We start from the raw sequence: 20,171 nt of genomic DNA on the forward strand, positions 1-20,171 counted from the left end.
GCATGGTCAATCACACGATACCGACGGAATGGCTGGACGTCATTGCACAAGTTGGCCATAATGTTTTTCAATTAGGCCAGCGCCTCATCTTGGATCCGAAGCCCGATACGCATCATGTCAAGCATTGCCATCACCGATCCGACCGTGGCCAAGGACGTGGACAACCTGCCCCGTCCCGTTGTCGCCCTGAGTGCCATGTCGGTAGCCAAGGGCTGGGAACATGCGAGGCATCGGCACCGCAGGGCGCAACTGCTTTACTCCGTCCGTGGCATCCTCAACTGCGAAATCGAAAACGGTGTCTGGATCGTGCCGCCGCAATGCGCGGTATGGATACCGGGAGACTTGCCCCACTCGGCACGGGGATCCGGTGAAACCGAATGTCATTGCCTGTTCGTGGAGCCTGATGCCGCACCGGATCTTCCGAAAACCTGCTGCACGATCTCCGTCTCGCCATTGTTGCGCGAGTTGCTTCTGAAGGTGGCCGGCTTCCCCGCGTCATACCCGTCGGGCGGCCGGGAGGACCGACTGATTGCCGCGTTGCTAGATGAGTTGGCGGCGGCGCCGGTAGAAGACCTGCATTTGCCGATGCCGCGTGATCCGCGATTGCGCCGACTCGCGGAAATGCTGTTGGCCGATCCTACCGACAAAACCTCAAAGGGCGATTGGGCTACCCGCATTGGCATGAGCGAACGAAGCATGAGCCGGCTTCTGCTGCACGAAATCGGCATGAGCTTCGGACGCTGGCGCCGGCAATTGCATGTGATCCTTGCGCTTCAACGCCTGACCATCGGCGAAAGCGTGCAAACGGTGGCGCTGGAACTGGGCTACGAAAATGCCAGCGGATTCATCACCATGTTCCGCAAGGCGGTAGGCAAGCCGCCAGCACGATACCTTTCCGATCGAACGACAACCGCGCAGTCTGCCGCCGTACGCGGCATCATGCTTCCCGATTAAGTCTCACCTTGACGGGAGCGTGCCGTCGTCCACCGAGCATGGACGCTTGGCAGCAAAAAGCGGCGAGCCGCCGTCAGATCGGGCGACCTCGGTTTAAAGTCGCCTACTCTCTTCTCCTGCGGAACGACCGACATTCCGCACACGTCACGGTGATGGTAAAAGCTGGCTCCTTGTCGAGATCGAAGCCTTCCTTGGTCGCCAGCGATCGAAGATGCTCGTGCAAAGCCCGGTCCTCGATAAAAACCAACCGCGCGCCACAGTGGCAGCGCACGGTGTCGTTCTGAAGGTTCTTCCTGTCCGGCTTGAGCGCGTAGAGTGCGCGGCCTTGTGCGCCCTCCGTACGGACCAGCAAGCCGGAGGTCCATAAATCATTCAGCGCACGGTAGATCGAGGCCGGTTTGAGGCTGTCGAGTTGCGTGCAGAGGATGCGATACATTTGACTGGCATCGAGACAGCGCGGCGCCGCCTGTTCCAGTACGGACAGGACACGGGTACGAGCGATCGTCGGTCGCAGTCGGCTGGCCGCCAATCGTTGTTCCTGAGACGACATCGGCGGTGTGGTCGCCGGACAGGCTGCTGTGGTGTGCTTCATCGTGTGTTTGCCAGACGGCGGGCTCTTGCCGCCGAATGATGTAATCAGGTCAATGATCCGAGGCGGGTCGTCGTGCGGGTCCATATCCGTCTTCCTTCGCTATGCCGGACCTCCGGTCGTTCGCGACAACGCGGAGCCGCGTGGCTAATGGTTGGCATCAGACATCGGCGCGACGGTGAGATCGCCCACGCGCCGATGCCCTCGAGCATTACTGCGTACTGGCCTGTTCCCAGCCACCGCCGAGCGCCTTGAATACGCTGACTCGCGCAGAACCGACTCGCTGGTCAGCAGCGGCCACCTGGGCTTTCGCGTCGATCAGACCGGTCTGTGCCACGATCACGTCGAGGTAGCTGATGGAGCCGGCGCGGTAACGCTGGTCGGCCAGCCGGAAGGCATTCTCGGCACGGTCACGCGCCTCTGCCAGCGCATCGCGCTGCTGCATCGCCGCGCCATAGGCGCTCAACGATTGCTCCGACTCTTTCAGTGCATTCAGCACGGCACCGTCGAAGCTGGCCAGCGACGCCGCGCTTTGTGCCTTCGCCTGCGCAATGCGACTGCGAGCCACCATCATGTTGGGGAACGTCCACGAGATGAGCGGCCCGAAAGAGAAGGACAAGGTGCGATTGCCTTTCAGGTAGTCGTTGCGCAGGTAGTTACCCGAGGTGCCCAGCGTGACACGTGGATAGAGATCCGCCACGGCCACGCCGATGCGGGCGGTATCCGCCGCCAGTTGGCGCTCGGCCTGCCGCACGTCGGGACGACGGCGCAGCAGCGCCGTGCCATCGCCGACCGGCAACGCACCGGAAATCTCGGGAGCCTTGGTGCAGGCACGCGCCGGTTCCGGCACTTGCGAGGGCGTGCGCCCCGTCAACGCGGCCAGCTCGAACAGTGCGGCTTCGCGCTGGCCTTGCAAGGGCGGCAAGGCGGCCCGGGCCTGGGCCAGCGTGACACCCGCCCGTTCGACATCCAGATACGACGCCGAGCCCGCGCGCGCCTGGCTGTCGATGAGATCCAGGCTGCGCTGTGCCAGTTCGACGGACGAGCGCGCCACGCCGATGGACTCACCGTAGCTGCAGGCGTCCACATAGGCCCGCGTCGTCTCCGCAACAACAACTACCCTGGCGGCATCGTAGGCGGCGGCGATTGCATCGGTGTCGTCGCGAGCAGCCTCGATGTCGCGCCTGACCCGACCGAACAGATCGAGTTCATAGGAGACGTCGAGGCCGGCGCTGTAGCTCCATTGCGCGGGGGCCTGGCCGGTGCCGGACCACGCGGTCTGATCGCGCCCGTATCCCACGCCTCCTGACATACGGGTCGAAGGGAATTGCCCGCTGCGCGCTTCCGTGTAGATGGCCCGCGCGCGATCGAGGTTGGCCATCGCCACGCGCAGGTTGGGATTGGCCGACAAGGCCTCCTGCACCAGCTTGTCGAGCGCGGGGTCGTCATACAGCTTCCACCAGTTCGCGGGCAGTGCTTCGGCAACATCCGTATTGGACGGGTGACTGACGAACGGGCCTGCTGCGGTTTCCGGTAAGGCCGGCGCGTGGTAATCGGGGCCGCTGGCGCAACCTGCGGTGATAAAGGCAACGGCCATCGCCATGAAGGCTGCGCGTGGAGAGAGAAGCGTCGCCGGACGCGACACAACAGGCATCGCGGGAACCGGTTTAAAGAGCGACATCGGGAGCCTCCGCAGTAGCGAGTTCACGGGCGCGAGAACTTTCCGCTGTTCCCCGGTGATCCTTGGCGATGAAACTGTAGATGGTGGGGAGTACGAACAGCGTGAAGAAGGTGCCGACCATCATGCCCATCACCACCACGATGCCGATGGAGAACCGGCTGGCCGAGCCTGCGCCGTCTGCAAACAACAGCGGCACAAGGCCGGCGACCATTGCCGCGGTGGTCATCAACACGGGACGCATCCGCACCGCCGCCGCCTTCTCGATCGCCTCGATGCGGCTCAGGTTTTCGTGGTGCTGGATATGGTTGGCGAAAGTGACCATCAGGATGCCGTGCTTCGAGATCAGGCCGATCAAGGTGACCAATCCGATCTGCGTGTAGATATTGAGCGTGGCAAAACCCAGCCACAGCGGCACCAGCGCGCCGCAGACCGCCAGCGGCACCGTCACCAGGATCACCAGCGGATCGCGCAGGCTCTCGAATTGCGCGGCCAGCACCAGGAAGATCACCACCAATGCGAAGCAGAAGGAGACCAGCAGGCGGTTGCCTTCCTGCACGAACTGGCGGCTGTCGCTGAGCCAGTCCACACTGGTGCCGGGCGGCAGCGGCTGCGATTGCAGGAACTTCACAGCCTCGCCCATGCTCACGCCCGGCGCCGGCAGCATTTCGAGCGTGGTCGAATTCATCTGGCCGAACTGGGTGAGCTGGTTCGCTTGCGGGCGCATCTCGACATGCGTCACGGTCGACAATGGCACCAGTGCGCCGGAGGTCGTTTTGACATAGAAGCGCCCGAGGTCTTCCGGTGTCATACGCTCGGCGCCGCGCACTTGCGGGATCACGTCGTAGGAGCGGTCGTGGAAGTTGAAGCGATTGACGTAGTTTTCGCCGACCAGCACGGCAAGGGTATCGGCGACAGACTGCATGGTCACCCCCATTTCGCTGGCCTTCGCATTGTCGATCGTGATGTGTGCCTGCGGGCTGTCGTAGGACAGGTCGTTCTGCACGTAGAGGAACAGACCGCTGGCATAGGCCGCTGCCTTGATCTTCTCGCCGGTCTCGTACAGCGTCTTGAAGTCGTCAGGCGAGCGCAGCACCATCTGCACCGGCAGGCCGCCGCTGGAACCCGGTAGCGGGGGCAACTGCACGGCGGTCAACGTCTCGCCGTCGATGGCGCCGCCGGCGGCTTGAATCTGCCCCTGGATCTCGGTGGCCGACCGCTTGCGCTTCGACCAGTCCTTGAGGATCGCGCCACCGAGCATCATGTTCTGGCCACCGGCGGAGTCGCCGATGTTCATGAAGCTGCTGTCGAACTCGGGAATCTGCTCGAACAGCTTTTCGATCTGCTGAGCATAGCGGGCGGTGTAGCCGACGCCGGCATATTGCGGGGCCTTGGTGACGACGATGACGGCGCCCTGGTCCTCGGTCGGCGCCAGTTCGCGGCGGGTGCCGGTGAACAGCACCGCGATGGCGGCCAGCACGGCCACACCAACCAGCAGCACCGCACCGCGAGCGGCGAGCGTGCGGGCCAGCAGGCGCCCGTAGAACGCCGTCAGCCCTTCCATGTAGTGTTCGACCCGCTTCGCCAGCCGCCCCTCTCCCTGCCTGGAACTGAGCAGCATCGAGCTCATCACCGGCGAGAGCGTCAGCGCGACCACGCCGGAGACGATGACCGAGCCGGCCAATGTGAAGGCGAACTCCTTGAACAGCGCGCCGGTCAGTCCACCCATCATGCCGATTGGCGCATAGACCGCCGCCAACGTGATAGTCATGGCGATCACCGGCCCGACGATTTCGCGTGCGCCGAGCAGGGCCGCGCGCACCGGCGTCAGCCCCTCCTCAATGTGTCGATGGATGTTCTCCACCACGACGATGGCATCGTCCACCACCAGACCGATCGCCAGCACCATCGCCAGCAGGGTCAACAGGTTGATCGAAAAACCGCAGACCAGCATCAACGCAGCGGTGCCGACCAGCGACAACGGAATGGTGACGACCGGAATGATCACCGCGCGGAACGTGCCGAGGAACAGGAAGATCACCGCGATCACGATCACGATGGCTTCCACCAGCGTGTGTTTCACTTCCTCGATCGAAGCATTGACGAAGCGCGCTACGTTGTAGTTCGGCGCTACCGTCAGTCCCGGGGGCGCCATTGCACGAATCCTGGTCAGCAGTTCGTTGGCCTGCTTGACGATCTCCAGCGGGTTCCCGGCCGGCGTGGGCTGGATGGCGACGAAGATCGCGGGTATGCCGGTAGCGAACGAGAGGCTATTGTAGTTTTGGCCGCCTATTTCCACGGTGGCGACATCCGACAACCGCACGACGCCACCGCCGGGGCTCGACTTCACGACCATCTGGCGGAAGTCCTCGACGCCGCGCAAATCGGTGGCGGCGCTGATGTTGGTGACGGTCAGCGCGCTCTTGAGCTGGCCCGGCGCGGCCTGCACGTTGTTGGCGCGCAGCGCGGCCGATATCTCGCCGGCCGACAGCCCGCGCGCGGCCAACCTCACCGGGTCGATCCAGATGCGCATGGCCAACGTCTGGCCGCCATAGACGTCCGCCGAGGCCACCCCCGGAATGCTGGTGAGCAGAGGCTGCGCAACCCGCGATGCGAAATCCGTCACTTGCGGGATCGACAGCGTCTTGCTGTAGAAGGCGATGTACTGCACCGCTGTACCGCCCTCGGTGGACTTGCTGATGACCGGATCGGTAATGCCCGCCGGCAACTGGTACTTGACCTGCTGCACCTTGGCAAGGATTTCGGTCATCGCGCGATCGGCGTTGGCGTTGAGCACCAATCGCGCCTTGATCTCGCTCTTGCCTTGCGTGGTGGTCGAACTCAGGTATTCAATACCGCTGGCCGTGGCGATGGACCGCGCGATCGGCGTGGTCACGAAACCCTGCATCACGTCCTGGGTTGCCCCGGGCAGCGTGGTACTGACCGTGATGGTGGCGTTTTCGAGATAGGGGTATTGCCGCACCGGCAACAGGAAAATCGACGTGGCACCCATCAGCAGAATGAGCAGGCTGACGACCAGTGCCAGGATGGGTCGACGGATGAAGATGTCTGTAAAGCGCATGGCGTGGTTTCCTTTACCGCGCGCTGGCGCTGGAGGACACAACGGCCGGGGCGTCAGGTGTCGCCGTTGCCGAAGGGGGCGTGCCGTTGATTTTTACGGTCGCACCGGGCGGAAGACGGTTCTGGCCAGCCATCACCACGATGTCGCCAGGCTTGACGCCTTGGGATACGAGAACCTCCTCCCCGAGCCGGCGGCCGGTGACGACCGGCACGGCAACCGCCTTGCCGACTCCCTGCGCGTCGGCCCCTTTCACGACCACCACGCTGTCACCAGAGGCCGAAGTCTGGATCGCCGTCAGCGGCAATACGATATTGTCGGTCGTGGCAGGCAATACCAGCCGCGCCGTCACGTACATGCCGGGTTTCAGCACCCGGTCGGCATTGGGCAACAGCGCCTGAACGGCCACATTGCGGGTTTCTCCATCGATACGCGGTTCGATGGCGCTGATCCTGGCGGTGAACACCCTCCCCGGCACAGCATCCACCGTGACCTGAACCGGTGCGCCCGACGTCAGCCTGGGCATGTCCTGCTGCGGCAACGTGAAGTTGACATAGAGCGGGTCGAGCTGGGTCAGCGTGGCGATCGCGTCACCGGCATTGAGATACTGACCCAGGTTGATCCGTCGGATACCTAACTGACCGGAGAACGGCGCGCGAATCGCCTTTTGCCGAATGCGTGCGTCCAGTTGCCGGACTGCCGCGGCAGTCTGGGCAGCGTCCGCCTTATGTTGTTCGAGCAATTCGCGCGGTTCCGCGCCGGTAGGTGCCAACGCTTGCGAACGCCTGAGTTGCAACTGGGCGAAATCGGCTTTGGCCACGGCGGCGGCACGATCCGCTTGTTCGGGGGCATCGTAGAGCTGAATCAGCACCGCCCCTTCCTTCACGGACTGGCCTGCGTTGAAATTGACGGCGGTCACCCGCCCCGAGGTATCGGGAGCCAGCAGCACTTCATGCACGGCTTGCAGGCTGCCAACGGCCTGCCACTCGTCGGCCACACTGCGTGGCGCTGCGCGGATCGTCGAGACAGGCATCGGCGGCATGGCCTGTTGTTCCGCGCCGCCGCTTCGAACAGCGCGCCAGGCATACAGCAGGCCGAAGACCACGGCCAGCCCAACAACGCTTATGACAATGGGTTTGGTACGGGAGAGAGCGGCGGTGCTCATGCGCGCCCCGCTTGAGCAAAGGGGCTCGAGATGGCGCTTGAACGGCCGCGCATGGCCGATCTACCGATGATATGTGAGTGCACGGGTATTCCTCGGGAAGGACGAAGTACTCGGCCGGCCAGAGAACAGGCATGGCAGGCCACGATGAGGCGCAGCCTACCCGTGCAGCCACACTTCTACATTGCGAAATCTAGTCAATTTATTTCGCAATACGGCCATCTCGATGGAAAGACATCCACTTGGCCTGATTGAACAAGGAATTGGCCAAATCTCGCTACGGAGGTGTGTCGGCGAATCGGTAAATTGACGGTCCCGATAATGCAAATGAGTCTCGTTTAATGTCTAGCACGCCTCATATTGAAGGGCAATGCGCGGTACGTCGCTCTCCCTTTCATCAATCCCTTGGCAGAAGTTCAGGCTCGATCGACGCGATGCGCGAAAGGCTCCCGGCGTGTGGCTTGCGTACCGTCCGACATACATTGCTCAACGCAACGATTGCCGCAGCCGTCGCCGTCGCTGCTCCGGACGTGTTCGCTACCGAGGGAAAGCAAGCGCAATCAACCACTGAGTCGCCGGATGGCGGCACGTCGGCATCGAGCGCAGAGAGCACCGTCCTTGAGCCCGTCACGGTCACCGCCCGGAAAACGACCGAACGCCTTCAGGATGTGCCTGAAAGCATCACGGTTCTGCAAGCGAAGACCTTGAAGGAATCGCCCTTCGATCCAGGTGTGGCTATCGCCGGCCATTCGCCCAATGTGCAATGGGTCAGCCGCGCCACAGGCTCCCAGTGGTTCTCGATTCGCGGTGTCAGTTCACTTGGGACGCCTGCCAACTACGCCGATGGCACGATCGCATTCAATGTCGATGGTGTGCCGAACAGCATGATGAGCGCGTCGAACATGTTGCTCGACGTCGACCATATCGAAGTGCTGCGCGGTCCCCAAGGCACGCTATGGGGAACCAATGCGCTGGGTGGCGCCATCAACGTTGTCACGAAGCAGCCTGACGGAACTCGGGATGTTCACGTGACAACCGAGGTCGGCGAACACGGCTATCGCATGGGCGAGGCAGTTCTTGGCGGCAATATCGTGCCCGGACAACTTGACGGACGGATGGCGATCCGTTACGGCCACGAGAATGGCGATATACGCAGCCTATACACCGACAAGCTGGGCAAGCGCGACATCGGTGCATTCCGTGGAGGACTACGCTTCACGGGGCTGGACGACACGCTCATCACAGTGACGGGCAACTATCTGCATGATCAGGCCAACTCCCCGCTCTATATCCTGCGTAGCGCCAGTCAGTTTCCGACCAGTGGCATCCTGACCGAGCCGGACTTGAAGACAACGCAAGCGGGCGCCACCGTGACGGTCGAGCATTTTTTCAAGAATTTCCAGCTCACGTCCATCAGTTCCTACCAGCACAACAAGCTGGAAAGCGAACTCGATCTCGTGGACAAACTTGTCTATGACGCGATCGGGTTTCCCGCATCCAGTAACGTGGGCCACTCGACGGATCAGGAGAACATCTTCAGCCAGGAGATTCGGCTGAATTCAATCGAGGGTGCCCCGGTTCGCTGGGTCGTCGGTGCCAGTGCCATGCGAACCAACGGCATACGCTGGTGCAGCAGTACGCAGTGCGCGCCGCCTCCGTATTCCGGCTCAGTCGCGATGAAAAGCAATCTCGACACGACCAATCTAGGACTGTTCGGGGACGTTTCGATCCCCTTTGCGAACCGCTGGGAGTTCTCGATCGGCGGTCGGGTAAGCCATGACAATATCGAGATGAAGCAGGACAACTCCCTGGGCTTCGCTTCGCTGACCGGCTCCAACTCCACGTCGCAAACCTATCCGACAGGTCGGGTAGCCCTGTCCTTCAAGTGGACGAACGACATTCAAAGCTACGTGTCGGTGGCTCGTGGTCACGCGTCAAGGGTGTACCCGCTCTTTAGCTATCCGGTCGACGGCATCGTGGGCAACCCCTATCCGGCCGCTTTGGGGTGGACTTACGAAGCGGGCGTCAAGGCCGATCTTCTTGACCATCGTCTTCAGATCGATGCCAGCGTCTATCACAACGACATCAAGAACGGTGTCATGTCCTATCTCGATCCTTCGCTTGGCGCCTTTCGGACGACATACCAGGACTACAAGACCAGTGGTTTCGAGTTGCAGGCGCGCGCGCTCGTCGCTGAAGGCTTGAGCTTCTCCGGGGGCGTCGGCTACATCCATAGCGAACTCGGCGCCAACGGCGCCGCGGTCAATACGGTCACCGGCAATCCCGTTCCGAACACACCGAATTGGACGGCGACGGCCGGGCTGCAATACGAAACCTCAGCCAAGGCAATTCATTTGCCGGGCACGCTCTCCGCCGACCTTCAATACCAATATACAGGCAAGCGCACCGCAGATATCGACAAATCTTATTACCTTGACGCCTATAGCCTGGTGAATGCCCGGATTGGATGGAAGAACAAGGATCTCGAAGTCTATCTGTTCGGCCGCAATCTTTTCGACAAACGCTATGAAACCTTCGGCAACCTGTTCAACGGCATGCAACTGGTTTCGGTCGGTCGCGGCCGCACCTTGGGGGCAGGCCTGACAAAAAACTTTTGATTGCCGCCAGGATGGGCATCTCGTCATCTAGCCGCCGCAGCTCATCATCTGAGTACGTTACTGACCTGATCTTGAAACGCTCACCTCGGATTGGAACCATTCCGAATCTTTCCATGGCATATCTCGCCGATTTGTTGATTCCTTCTCGCGACCGGACCCGTTCAATCAGGTCTCTCGTTGTTGATGCCCAAGCAGAACTGATCCACCTCGACGCGGCGCTGAAATGGATCAACTTACGGCAGGATCCGAAGGTCAACGCGGGCATCCCCAACGCGGCGTTCTACGCGACCGCGAACAAGGCTGCCCGCCAGTACGTCAAGCCGGCCGTCGCGCGCGATCCGTTGGTGTATCCGGCCGACGAGGTGCCGGGCAGGATGACGCGGCTCAAGCCGATGCCGCACGAGATTCGCCGGCTGCGGAACCGGCTGTGGGCGCGGTTGAAAACGGGACGTGGACGGCACCGAACCGTGCCTGCGGCCGCATGCGCCGCAGGCACGCCCGCATCGAAAGCGCAACCCGCCGCCGTCGAAGCCGCTCGCGCGAGCTATCTCGTCGCCCGCGCGCGCTCCGCCGCAAACGCCGCCTCCACGAACCGGATCACGTCGTCGAGCGACGACGTGCATACGGCATCGACCGCGAGCGCCTGAAACGCGCCGTCCGGCCCGAAGCAGACGAGCGGCTTGCGCCAGTGTTGCGCCAGCGAGATTTCCTGCGCCGTGCCGGGCCCACCCGGCAACGCGACGATCAGGTCGCTGCTCAACACGTTCACGTGGTTGCGGTTGATCGTGTGCGGATCGGCATCGGGTTCGCGGCGCGGCAGCGGCGTGAGGATCGGGATGTCGACGAATGGATGCGGATAGCCGTCGAGCGGCACGAAACCCGCGACCGGATCGGCCTGCGTCGGCAGGATGCCGATCGACCGGCCGGCCCGCCCCGGCACGCCGGCGAACGCGCGCGCGACGGCCAGCATCACGCCCTGCCCGCCGCCCGTCAGCAGATTGAAGCCGGCCTGTGCGAGCCATGCGCCGAGCGGCTCCGAAAACGCCAGCCACGGCTCCTTGCCCGAGCCCATCACGCCGATCGTCCTGTTCTTCTGTTGCATCGTGGTTTCCGGTGAAATCGTCGCGGTGCGCGCGAGCGCCACGCTCATTCGAGTTCGACGCCCTTGAGCTCGGGAATCAGGAACAACGTCGCGACCATGTCGAGCACGTAGAGCCCGGCGAGCAGCGCGATGGCCGTCTGGAACGAGTAGTGCGCGGCGAGCGCGCCGACCGCGACCGGGCCGAAGCCGCCGACCGCGCGGCCGATATTCCACAGCACGTTCTGCGCGGTGGCGCGCGCGGCCGTCGGATAACCTTCCGACATCAGCGTCCCGTAGCCGCCGACCATCCCGTTGACGAACAGGCCCATCAGCGCGCCGGCCCACAGCATCGCCGTCGGGTCCGTCAGCCGCGCATACGCGATGACCGTGACGACTGAACCGAGCTGGTACAGCAGGAACGTCGGCTTGCGCCCGATGCGGTCGGCCAGCTGCCCGAACACCCACACGCCGATCATCATCCCGACGACCGTCGCCGCCGTCCACAGCCCCGACTTCGTCAGCGAGAAGCCCATCTGCTTCGACAGGAAGGTCGGCAGCCAGATCATGATTCCGTAGTAGCCGAAGTTCTGGACCGAACAGAGGATCACGATGCCGAGACTCGTGCGCGCGGTGCGGCCGTCGGCGACGAGCATGCGGAACGCATTGGACGTCGGCTGCGTCGCGCGCTGCACGAACGCTGCCGGCTCGTGCAGCTTGTTGCGCATCGCCCACGCGAGCAGCGCGGGCAGCACGCCGACCAGGAACATGCCGCGCCAGCCGAGGTGGAGCAGCAGGAGTGGCGTCAGCAGCGCGGCCAGCAGCACGCCGGCCTGCCAGCCGAGCGCGACGTAGCACGACACGCGGGCGCGCTTGCTCGCCGGCCACGCTTCCGCCGCGAGCGCCATGCCGATCCCGAACTCGCCGCCCAGCCCGATGCCCGCGATGGTGCGGTAGGCCAGCAGATCCCAGAAGCCGCGCGCGAACGCGCACAGGCCGGTGAAGATCGCGAACAGCAGGATCGTCCAGGTCAGCACGCGCACGCGCCCGTAGCGGTCGCTCAGCGCGCCGAACAGGATGCCGCCCGCGACCGCGCCGATCAGCGTCCACGTGACGAGCGCGCCGCCCTGCCCGGGCGTCAGTTGCAGCGCCGCCGTGATCGCCGGCAGCATGAAGCCGAGGATCAGCAGGTCGAAGCCGTCCATCGCATAACCGATCGCCGACCCGGCCAGCGCTTTCCACGCGTACGACCCGACCTGCTCCACGCGCGGGGCCGACGGGCCGTCGAGCGTCGAAGATTTCATGTTTGCTGCCATGGTGTCCTGCCACGAATGTCCGGCGACATTCTAAGGCCTGTGTGCGCCGACGACGGGCGCGGGCGCGCATCGGCGCCGCTGCCGCAACGGCAAGCGGGACATGGCAGGCAAGGCGGGAAAACGGAGGAAACGTCGATCCGGTGTCGGCGGCGAGGCCGGCGATGTCGCGGCCAGGCCGGACACCGGATGAAAAAGATTGACGGACGGGGGTTACCGGCGGGCCTGCCGGCCCGAGCCGGACGGCGCCGCGCCGCCGGGCGGCTCGACCGGCTTCAGCCCTGGTCGTCGCCGGGCCACCAGGCCTTGGCCTCGCGGTCGACGGCGAGCGATTCGAGATCCTTGCCTTCGAGCCATTTCGGCCGCGGGCCGCGCCCCGACCACGAGCGGCCGGTCGTCGGATCGTAGTACTTGGCAGGCGCCTTGCGTTTTCGCTGGACGATGTAGCCGAGCGCGCTCAACACTTCCTGCTGCGAAATGCCCAACAGCTCGACTTGCTCCTTGAATGCCGCGAGCGCGGCCTGCTTCTCCTTCTGCTTCGCATCCGACAGCTTGATGTTCAGGTCCCGAAGTTGTGCTTCGAGTTCCTGCAGGGCCTGGGTCATGTATTCATCCTCTTTGGGCATGTTTTTGCAAAAAACTCCGATGGTCGAACCTATCACGAAGTTCCGCCGATCGGTGCTGTCAAATATGTGAATCGTCCGCCCGAGCCGGCATGCTTTGCGCGATGCGCACTAAACGACGTCGCGCGTCATTGACAGGCAGGACCGGGCCGGCGTCGCGCACGAACAGGCACGGCGAACGGCTGCGGCAAGTCAGGCGCCGCCCCTGGCACGGGTGCGGCATGGCGCGAATGATAGCAGTGCGCGACATCGTATTGCAGAAGTCGCGTAACGGAATCGATGCGCAGCGAGCGGCTTACCGCCCGGCGTCGTGCGCATCCCAGGCGATCCGGTCGAACAGCGCGCGCAGCTTCGCGCCGCGTGCCGCATTCAGCGCGGCGGCATGCGCGACGCGCCCGGCGAGATGCGCGCGGAAATCCGGATGCGCGTCCCGATTCTGCGAGGCCGGGCCGTGCCGGATGCAGTTGGTCAGGATGGCCTTCAGCCGATCGAACTCGTCGCGCGCCAGATTCGGATGACGATTGACGACCACGCCGGCCAGTTGCTGTCGCGCCCCGCGCCGCATCACGCGCGTCTTGCGCAGTTGCAGCGCGAAGCCCTCCTCGAGCGCGATCGCGGCAACCCTGATTTGCAGCCGCTCGATGTCGCGCGCAAGCGCGCCGCCGCCCGAGAACGCGAGATCGTCCGCATAGCGCGTGTAGGTCGCGTCGAGCGAACGCGCGAGCGCGGCGAGCCGCATGTCGAACCGGAACGCGCTCAGGTTCGCGAGCGCCGGCGACGTCGGCGCGCCCTGCGGGAGATGCCGTTCGCGATAGCGCTGGCGGCCGATCCAGTCGAACCGGTCGCGCAGGTCCGGCGCGAGCAGCCGCGCGGAGGGCACGCGATTCGTGCACAACCCGGTGAGCGTGCGCGCGACTTCGACCGGATACCCGAGCGTGGCGAACAGCGCATGGACGCGTGCGGCGCGTACCGACACGAAGAAATCCGCGAGATCGAAGCGGACGACGACATCGCGGCCGGCATGCGGCGCCGCGAACGACACGATCCCGTGCCCCTTGCGAAAACCGTGCACCGCGCCGTGCGGCGCGATGCGATCGAGCAACCCGTGCAGGATGCGGCGCTGTGCCTCGCGCAACCTTCCCTTCGGGATCTCGACCAGCCGGCACCCGCCGCTGCGCTTGTCGACCGCGACGTACGTGTAGTGATGCAGCGGCGTGGCGCCGCTGCGCGCGTCGACGCGCCAGTGATCGGACAGCCAGTCGAGCGCCGGCACGCTCACGCCGAGCCAGTCGGCGAGATCGCCGGGCGTCGCCCATGGCGGTACCTCGCAGCCGGCGAGCGGCGCCGGCAACGGCCGCTGGACTGGCGGCCGCCGCACGACGCGAATCACGGCCGGCCGAGGGTCGCCATACCACGCGCGCACGAATCCGGGCGCCTCGGCCACGACGGCCGCAAGTGCATCGATGGCGGTGTCGGCCCAATGCGCGCCGAAGCGCGCGAGCGATGCATCCGCGACTTCATCTGCCCAGACCGGCGCGCCGCCGAGCACGGCCGCCACCCGCGCGACGACGCCGTCGCGTTCGGGCGAACCGGCGAGCATCGCCTCGGCAATCGTGCGGGTCGTGTCGCGCAGGGATGCATGCATGGCCGGGAATGGGCGAGAATGGGCGGGACGATGAGTCAACGTGGCTGGTGCTGCGAGGGGAGGCGTTGCGCCGCGCGCAACCGGGCCCCTTGCGACGCATCGGTGTGTCGATCCGATCCACGGGGTAGCCCCGTGGTCCTGGAACATCGGCTGCCTGTTCCGGGTGTGTGCTTGACCCACCGGCCCGCGTCGCGACTGTAATGGGCGCACGCGCCGGGTGTCAAATCAGGGGGACGACGCGCGATAGGCGGCGGGCCGAGCACGTCGCCGGCCCGCGTGCCTCACTCCGTTGCCGCGCTTACACGCCCCGCGCGAACAGCGCGCTGTATGCGATCGGCGCCACGCCGATACCGGCCATGCCGTTCAGCATCGTCGCCCAGGTCGCGTCGGCCACGCTCACCGGAAACGACCGCACGTGATTGGCGAGCAGCCAGAAGGTCCGCGTCATGCCGTCGCTCATCGCGACTTCGTACCCGCTTCCCGCGGGCCAGTAGCCGACCGGCGGCAGCGCCACCGGCGCCTCTCGGCCGCCCCTGAACCCGGCGGCAGCCATTGCGAACTTGCCGTCGAGCGGCATGGCCCGGCGCGGTACGCAGTCCTGCGAATCCTGTTTCGGGAACGCGGGGCTCGTTTCGAGCCAGCGGCGATAGAACGCGTCGGCGTCGAGATGGACGACGAAACGCTCCACCCCGGCCGGCTCGGCCGCCAGATAGCAGTCGGCCTGACCGGGCACGGGAACGCGCCAGATCGCGCGTTTCGCGCTCAGGTCGACCAGTTCGCACGCCGTCGGCCGGTGCGCAAGGGTTGAAGCGGGTCCGGATCCGCGCAAGTCGCGCGCGCGGTCGAGTCCGTTACGAAGACGTGTCAGCATGGGCCCTCTCTTTCTCTCTCTCTCGATTTGTTCGAATGAGTCAGGGAATGTGGCGCGATCCGCGCCATCGCTGCCGGTTTGCCCGGTGCCCCGACGCTCCCGGCTGGGTCGGGAACCCGCGCAGTGTATCGCCTTTCGATGACGGCACGACAGCGCATGCCGCCCTCTGCCGGTGGGTGCGGAACCCGCCCCGTCGAACGAAAACCCGCTTCGTCCCGGGCTTTCCGCGCCGGTGGCACGGCCCGCCGCAGCACATCGTCGACGGCCTTACGGAATCGGCGGCGCGCCGCGCAGGACCGTGCGCAAGGCCACGTCGAACGGCGTCGCGTGGTCGATGCCGAGCGCGCGCAGGCTCGACGCGTCCAGATGGCAATCGTATGGGCGCGGCGTCGCGTCGGTCGGCTGCTCGATCGGCGTGAGCGACGCGGCGACGCCGAGCGCGGCGGCGATCCGTTGCGCGATCTCGTATTTCGTCATCGGCTCGTCGCCGGACCAGTGACGGATGCCCGTGACGGTCCGGCCCGACAGGTGACGCAGCGTCAGGTCGCGGATCACGTCCGCCACGTCCGGCGTGTAGGTCGGATAGCGGATCGCCCAGGCGTCCATGCCGACCGCTTGCGCGCCCGTGCGCGCCGACGCCGCGGTCGCCGGAACCAGGCTCGTGACCGCCGATTCGCTCCAGTCGGCGATCGGGCCGTAGAGCAATGGCAGGCGCAGCACGCAGGACAGCGACGACGCGGCGAGCAGCGCCGCCTCGCCTTCGAGCTTGGTGCGGCCGTAGATGTTCAGCGGGTTCGGTGCCGCGTCTTCACGGTACGGGGCGGCCTTGCCGTCGAACACGTAGTCCGTGGAAATGCCGAGCGTCCATGCGCCGTATCGGGCAGCCAGCGCGCCGACGCGGGCCGGCGCGTCGACGTTGATCGCGCGGGCGGCGGCCGGGTCGCGTTCGCAGATGTCGGGCCGGCGCTCGGCCGCGCAGAGGATGACGGCGGCCGGCCGATGGGTCGCGAACGCCTGCTCGAGGGCCGGCTGGTCGAGGACGTCGAGCAGCGCGAGGTTTTCCGGCGGCAGCGCGAGCAGTCTTGCGCCAGCGGTGTGCGGGTTACGGCGGGTCGCGATCAGGTTCAGCGACGGTTCGCGGGAGAGGGAGGCGGCGACGGCTCGGCCGAGCAGGCCGGAGGCGCCGATGAGGAGGATGGTGGGGAGTTCGGTCGGTGACGTCGTGCTTGGCATCGGATACGAATGGCTTGGAGGTTTGGAAGCATGAGGTTACAACGAGTACCCGGATGCCATTCTCGAAAATTCGGATGCCTGCGCTGCCGGCCCGCGGTTTCGTGCAATGCCTGCGGCCGCGAACGGGGGCCGCAAAAGTCCGCAACAAACAAGGCCCGGCGCACCTCGGTGCACCGGGCCCATGAGACCGGGCAAAACTTCGCCCTGCGTTACTTCCGGTCCACCGAGTACCGCCCCGGCCCGGTCAGCGCGAGCAACAGCAACCCGCCGATGATGCTCACGTTCTTGTAGAAGTTGATCATCGCCATGTACTGCTCCATCCCCTGCAGCGCCCAGTAGCGATGGCCGATCAGCGCGGTCGCGAGCGTATAGGCGGCGAACACCAGCGCGAGCGGACGCGTGTAGAAGCCGATCGCGATCAGCACGCCGCCGGCCAGTTCGACCGCCACCGCGATCGCGGCCGCCAGTTCGGGCGCCGGGTTCCCCGTCGACGCCATGTACGCGACCGTGCCCGAGAAGCCGGTCAGCTTCTGCCAGCCGAACAGCACGAACAGGATCATCATCAACACGCGAGCCGCCAGCAGCAGCTCGTCCTTCTTCGACTCCAGCGAAACGTAACGCATAACAATCACCCTTGAATTGACGGTTTGATGCGGCCGCCGCCGATGCACGCCGAAGCGGCGCGCGTGGCCGGCAACGGACCACGCCTCGCCCGACCGGATCGCCGGCCGATACCGTGGCCGGTTGCCGAAGAATCCGTCCGGTCGCGCCGTTCGCGGCGCGCTGCGAACCGGTTCTGGCGAAGCACGGGTGCAGTCTACTGTCTCGCCGCAAATCATCAATCTGTCAAAATATGATTCGCTGTCTCGATTTAGTGGACAATTGAGTCAAACAAGGGCTTGTTAAGCATCAAGGTGCGTGCAAAACGGCACGGCAAGCGGTGACGCCGGGCCGCACATGCGGCCCGAATGCATCGTCCGACCCGCCACCCCGGGCGCCTACGCCGCGATCCGCCGGCGGAAATGCTCGGTTCCCGCGACGATCTTGTCGAGCACCGCGTCGAGCGCCCAGAATCGCTCGCGCACGTCGTAGTCGATCGCACGGCACTTGATCGACCCGAACGTGCCGATCCGCTGATGGTAGAGCTTCGCGAGTGCCGGGTAGCCGAGCGCCTCCGACACCGCCGACACGACCAGGAACGTCGACAGTTCGTCGGCCAGCGCCGGATTCGTGTCGCCTTGCGTGCGCAACCACCGGTAGAGGTCCGGGTGGAAATTGGTGAACACGCCATTGAAGCCGGCGGACCCGGCCTTCATCGCGTCCCACGCAATCGCGGCGTTGGCGTTCAGGATCTTCAGCGGCGATCCCGCAGCGATCCCGACACGCCGCTTCACCGTCTCGAGATCGCAGCTCACGTCCTTGAGCATCACGAACCGGCCCGTGTCGATGCACGCACGCAGTTCGTCATCCGAGAGGAGCCGCCGGTAAGGCGCCGGACATTCATACAGGCCGAGCGGAAGATCCGACGGCAGTCGCGCGAGCAGCCGGTGCAGATGATCGAGCAACGCGGCGCTGCCCTTGCGCTGCGGATCGAGGCGGTTGGTCACGAGCACGACGCCCTGCGCGCCCGATTCGGCCGCCGCGCACAATTCGGCGACCTGCGCATCGAGATCGTCGCTGATGTGCCCGGACGCGACGACGGGCACCCGGCCGGCCACCCGATCGACCACGAAACGCGCGAGTTCCGCGCGTTCGGCCGGGCTCAGGAACTGCATCTCGCTCGATTGCGCGACCGCGAACAACGCATCCGAGCCGTGTGCCAGATACCATTCGATGAGCCGTTCGAGCCCGGCGTAGTCGATCGCGCCGGCGTCGTCGAACGGCGTCAGCATCACCGGCACGATCCCCTCGATGGTCACGTTCGATTGCTGCGGGTGTTGCATCTGTTTCTCCTTGCTTCAGTGAATGCGGGGGGCAGGCCGCGGGTCATGCCGGCAACGGTCCGGGCGCGGCGTTCGCGGCCTGCTCGGGAATCGGCTTGCGCACCAGCAGCAGGTACGCCATCGCACCGGCGAACGCAATCGCCGCGGCCGTCAGCAGCGCCGGCACGAACGACCACTTCTGCGCAATGATGCCCGTCAGGATCGGCGCAAGCGCGCCGCCGATGAAACCGCCGAAATTCTGGATCGCGCCGAGCGACGCGATGCGGCTCGGCGGCGCGGCCGCCGTCGCGAGCGCCCACGAGCTGGCCGACGCGGCGTTCGCGAGAAAGATCACGACCGATATGCATGCGAGCGCAACCGTATTGCTCTGCACGAGCGCGGCCGGGATCGTGAACGCGACCATCCCGAGCATCGCGACCACCACCGCGTTGCGTCGGCTCACGACCGGCGAACGGCTGCGGCGCGTGACCAGGTCCGACAGCCAGCCGGCGACCAGCGAACCGACGAACCCGCACAGAAACGGCACCGACGCGGCGAAGCCGGTGCGGATCAGGCTCATGTGCCGCTCCATCGTCAGGTAGCCCGGCAGCCAGGTCAGGTAGACCCAGTTCAGGTACACGGATCCGAAGAAGCCGATCAGCATCCCCCAGGTCGTGCCGTGCGAGAACAGGCTGCGCCAATCGGCGAAGGTCAGTTTCGGCGCCGCGGCCACGTTTTGCGCGTCGGCATCGAGATAGCCGCGCTCGGCGGCGGACAGTTGCGCACGCACCGGATCGCGATACAGCGCGAACCAGACGACCGCGACGACGAGACCGAGCGCACCGGTCACGATGAACGCCCAGCGCCAGTTGAACGATGCCACGAGAATCGACAGCAGCAACGGCGCCAGCGCGGTGCCGAGCGGCGACGCGGCGTTGAAAATGCCGGTCGGCGTGCCGCGCGCACGCAGCGGAAACCAGTTGCTCACCACGCGCGCGGCCGACGGAAACTGCGGCGCCTCGCCGATACCGAGCACGATGCGCGCGACGATGAACCAGCCGAAGGTCGACACGATGCCGCCCGCCGCCTGCGCGAACGACCAGACGATCAGCCCGATGCCGAGCAGCCGGCGCGGGCCGATCCGGTCGACGAGGCCGCCCACCGGAAACTGGCACAGCGCATAGCTCCACGAGAACGCGGACAGCAACAGCCCCATCTGCGCGAGCGACAGGCCGAGATCGCCGCGGATCGCCGAACTCGCGACGGCCAGCGTGCCGCGATCGAGGTAGTTGACGATCCCGCTCGCCATCAACAGCGCGAGCGCGATGCGTTGTCCGCGCCGGATGCGTGGCGGTGCGGGCGGAACAGGTTGGTTTTCGTTCATGTCGGTTGTCTCCATGTCACTG

Annotated in this window: 15 protein-coding genes and 1 pseudogene; 3 read left to right on the forward strand and 13 right to left on the reverse strand. The window is 65.3% G+C overall.

Translation table 11 applies throughout. From position 1 onward, the window contains the following. The first annotated feature begins 114 nt into the window (after positions 1-114). Positions 115-954, forward strand: coding sequence for an AraC family transcriptional regulator (locus HWX00_RS13715; protein ID WP_034191946.1), 840 nt, complete (start codon positions 115-117; stop codon positions 952-954). 103 nt (positions 955-1,057) lie between these two features. Here the strand turns inward: HWX00_RS13715 and HWX00_RS13720 are convergent, their stop codons facing one another. The 4 genes from HWX00_RS13720 to HWX00_RS13735 form a co-directional block, all read right to left on the reverse strand. Further along, positions 1,058-1,630, reverse strand: a complete 573-nt coding sequence (locus HWX00_RS13720) for a Fur family transcriptional regulator (protein WP_175026857.1) — start codon at positions 1,628-1,630, stop codon at positions 1,058-1,060. A gap of 124 nt (positions 1,631-1,754) precedes the next feature. Further along, positions 1,755-3,224, reverse strand: coding sequence for an efflux transporter outer membrane subunit (locus HWX00_RS13725; RefSeq protein ID WP_244131170.1), 1,470 nt, complete (start codon positions 3,222-3,224; stop codon positions 1,755-1,757). Beyond that, a complete protein-coding gene (locus tag HWX00_RS13730) occupies positions 3,211-6,303 on the reverse strand; it encodes an efflux RND transporter permease subunit (RefSeq protein WP_175026858.1) in 3,093 nt (1,030 codons plus the stop codon). Before HWX00_RS13730 ends, HWX00_RS13725 begins: the two co-directional genes overlap by 14 nt. 13 nt (positions 6,304-6,316) lie before the next feature. Then, entirely contained in the window at positions 6,317-7,465 is a 1,149-nt protein-coding gene (locus tag HWX00_RS13735; RefSeq protein WP_059562329.1) for an efflux RND transporter periplasmic adaptor subunit, read from the reverse strand. Between the two features lie 479 nt (positions 7,466-7,944). On the opposite strand from HWX00_RS13735, the gene HWX00_RS13740 reads away from it, so the two are divergent. Both HWX00_RS13740 and HWX00_RS13745 read left to right on the forward strand, forming a co-directional pair. Continuing rightward, complete coding sequence (locus tag HWX00_RS13740; RefSeq protein ID WP_175026859.1) at positions 7,945-10,080, forward strand: TonB-dependent receptor; 2,136 nt, start codon at positions 7,945-7,947, stop codon at positions 10,078-10,080. A gap of 203 nt (positions 10,081-10,283) precedes the next feature. Then, a pseudogene (locus HWX00_RS13745) lies at positions 10,284-10,529 on the forward strand (polyamine ABC transporter substrate-binding protein); the annotation flags it as partial. 95 nt (positions 10,530-10,624) lie between these two features. On the opposite strand, the gene HWX00_RS13750 reads toward HWX00_RS13745, so the two are convergent. The 9 genes from HWX00_RS13750 to HWX00_RS13790 form a co-directional block, all read right to left on the reverse strand. After that, positions 10,625-11,230 (reverse strand): SLOG cluster 4 domain-containing protein, encoded by a 606-nt coding sequence (locus HWX00_RS13750; protein ID WP_034191952.1) that lies wholly within the window; start codon positions 11,228-11,230, stop codon positions 10,625-10,627. Next, on the reverse strand, positions 11,227-12,474 hold the full coding sequence (locus HWX00_RS13755) for an MFS transporter (RefSeq protein WP_059562324.1): 1,248 nt from the start codon (positions 12,472-12,474) through the stop codon (positions 11,227-11,229). Before HWX00_RS13755 ends, HWX00_RS13750 begins: the two co-directional genes overlap by 4 nt. A gap of 272 nt (positions 12,475-12,746) precedes the next feature. Continuing rightward, complete coding sequence (locus tag HWX00_RS13760) at positions 12,747-13,076, reverse strand: H-NS histone family protein (RefSeq protein ID WP_034191954.1); 330 nt, start codon at positions 13,074-13,076, stop codon at positions 12,747-12,749. Between the two features lie 313 nt (positions 13,077-13,389). Further along, positions 13,390-14,739, reverse strand: coding sequence for a reverse transcriptase family protein (locus tag HWX00_RS13765; protein ID WP_175026860.1), 1,350 nt, complete (start codon positions 14,737-14,739; stop codon positions 13,390-13,392). 298 nt (positions 14,740-15,037) lie between these two features. After that, positions 15,038-15,610: a plasmid fertility inhibition factor family protein gene (locus tag HWX00_RS13770; protein WP_034191956.1), complete on the reverse strand. Its 573-nt coding sequence runs from the start codon at positions 15,608-15,610 to the stop codon at positions 15,038-15,040. 267 nt (positions 15,611-15,877) lie between these two features. Continuing rightward, positions 15,878-16,843, reverse strand: coding sequence for a dTDP-4-dehydrorhamnose reductase family protein (locus HWX00_RS13775; RefSeq protein ID WP_175026861.1), 966 nt, complete (start codon positions 16,841-16,843; stop codon positions 15,878-15,880). A 209-nt stretch (positions 16,844-17,052) separates the two neighbouring features. Further along, entirely contained in the window at positions 17,053-17,466 is a 414-nt protein-coding gene (locus HWX00_RS13780) for a DoxX family protein (RefSeq protein ID WP_175026862.1), read from the reverse strand. A gap of 375 nt (positions 17,467-17,841) precedes the next feature. After that, positions 17,842-18,786 (reverse strand): dihydrodipicolinate synthase family protein, encoded by a 945-nt coding sequence (locus tag HWX00_RS13785; RefSeq protein ID WP_175026863.1) that lies wholly within the window; start codon positions 18,784-18,786, stop codon positions 17,842-17,844. A gap of 43 nt (positions 18,787-18,829) precedes the next feature. Further along, on the reverse strand, positions 18,830-20,149 hold the full coding sequence (locus tag HWX00_RS13790; RefSeq protein ID WP_175026864.1) for an MFS transporter: 1,320 nt from the start codon (positions 20,147-20,149) through the stop codon (positions 18,830-18,832). Positions 20,150-20,171: the final 22 nt, after the last annotated feature.

Source organism: Burkholderia seminalis DSM 23518 (assembly GCF_902832885.1).
Lineage (GTDB): Bacteria > Pseudomonadota > Gammaproteobacteria > Burkholderiales > Burkholderiaceae > Burkholderia > Burkholderia seminalis.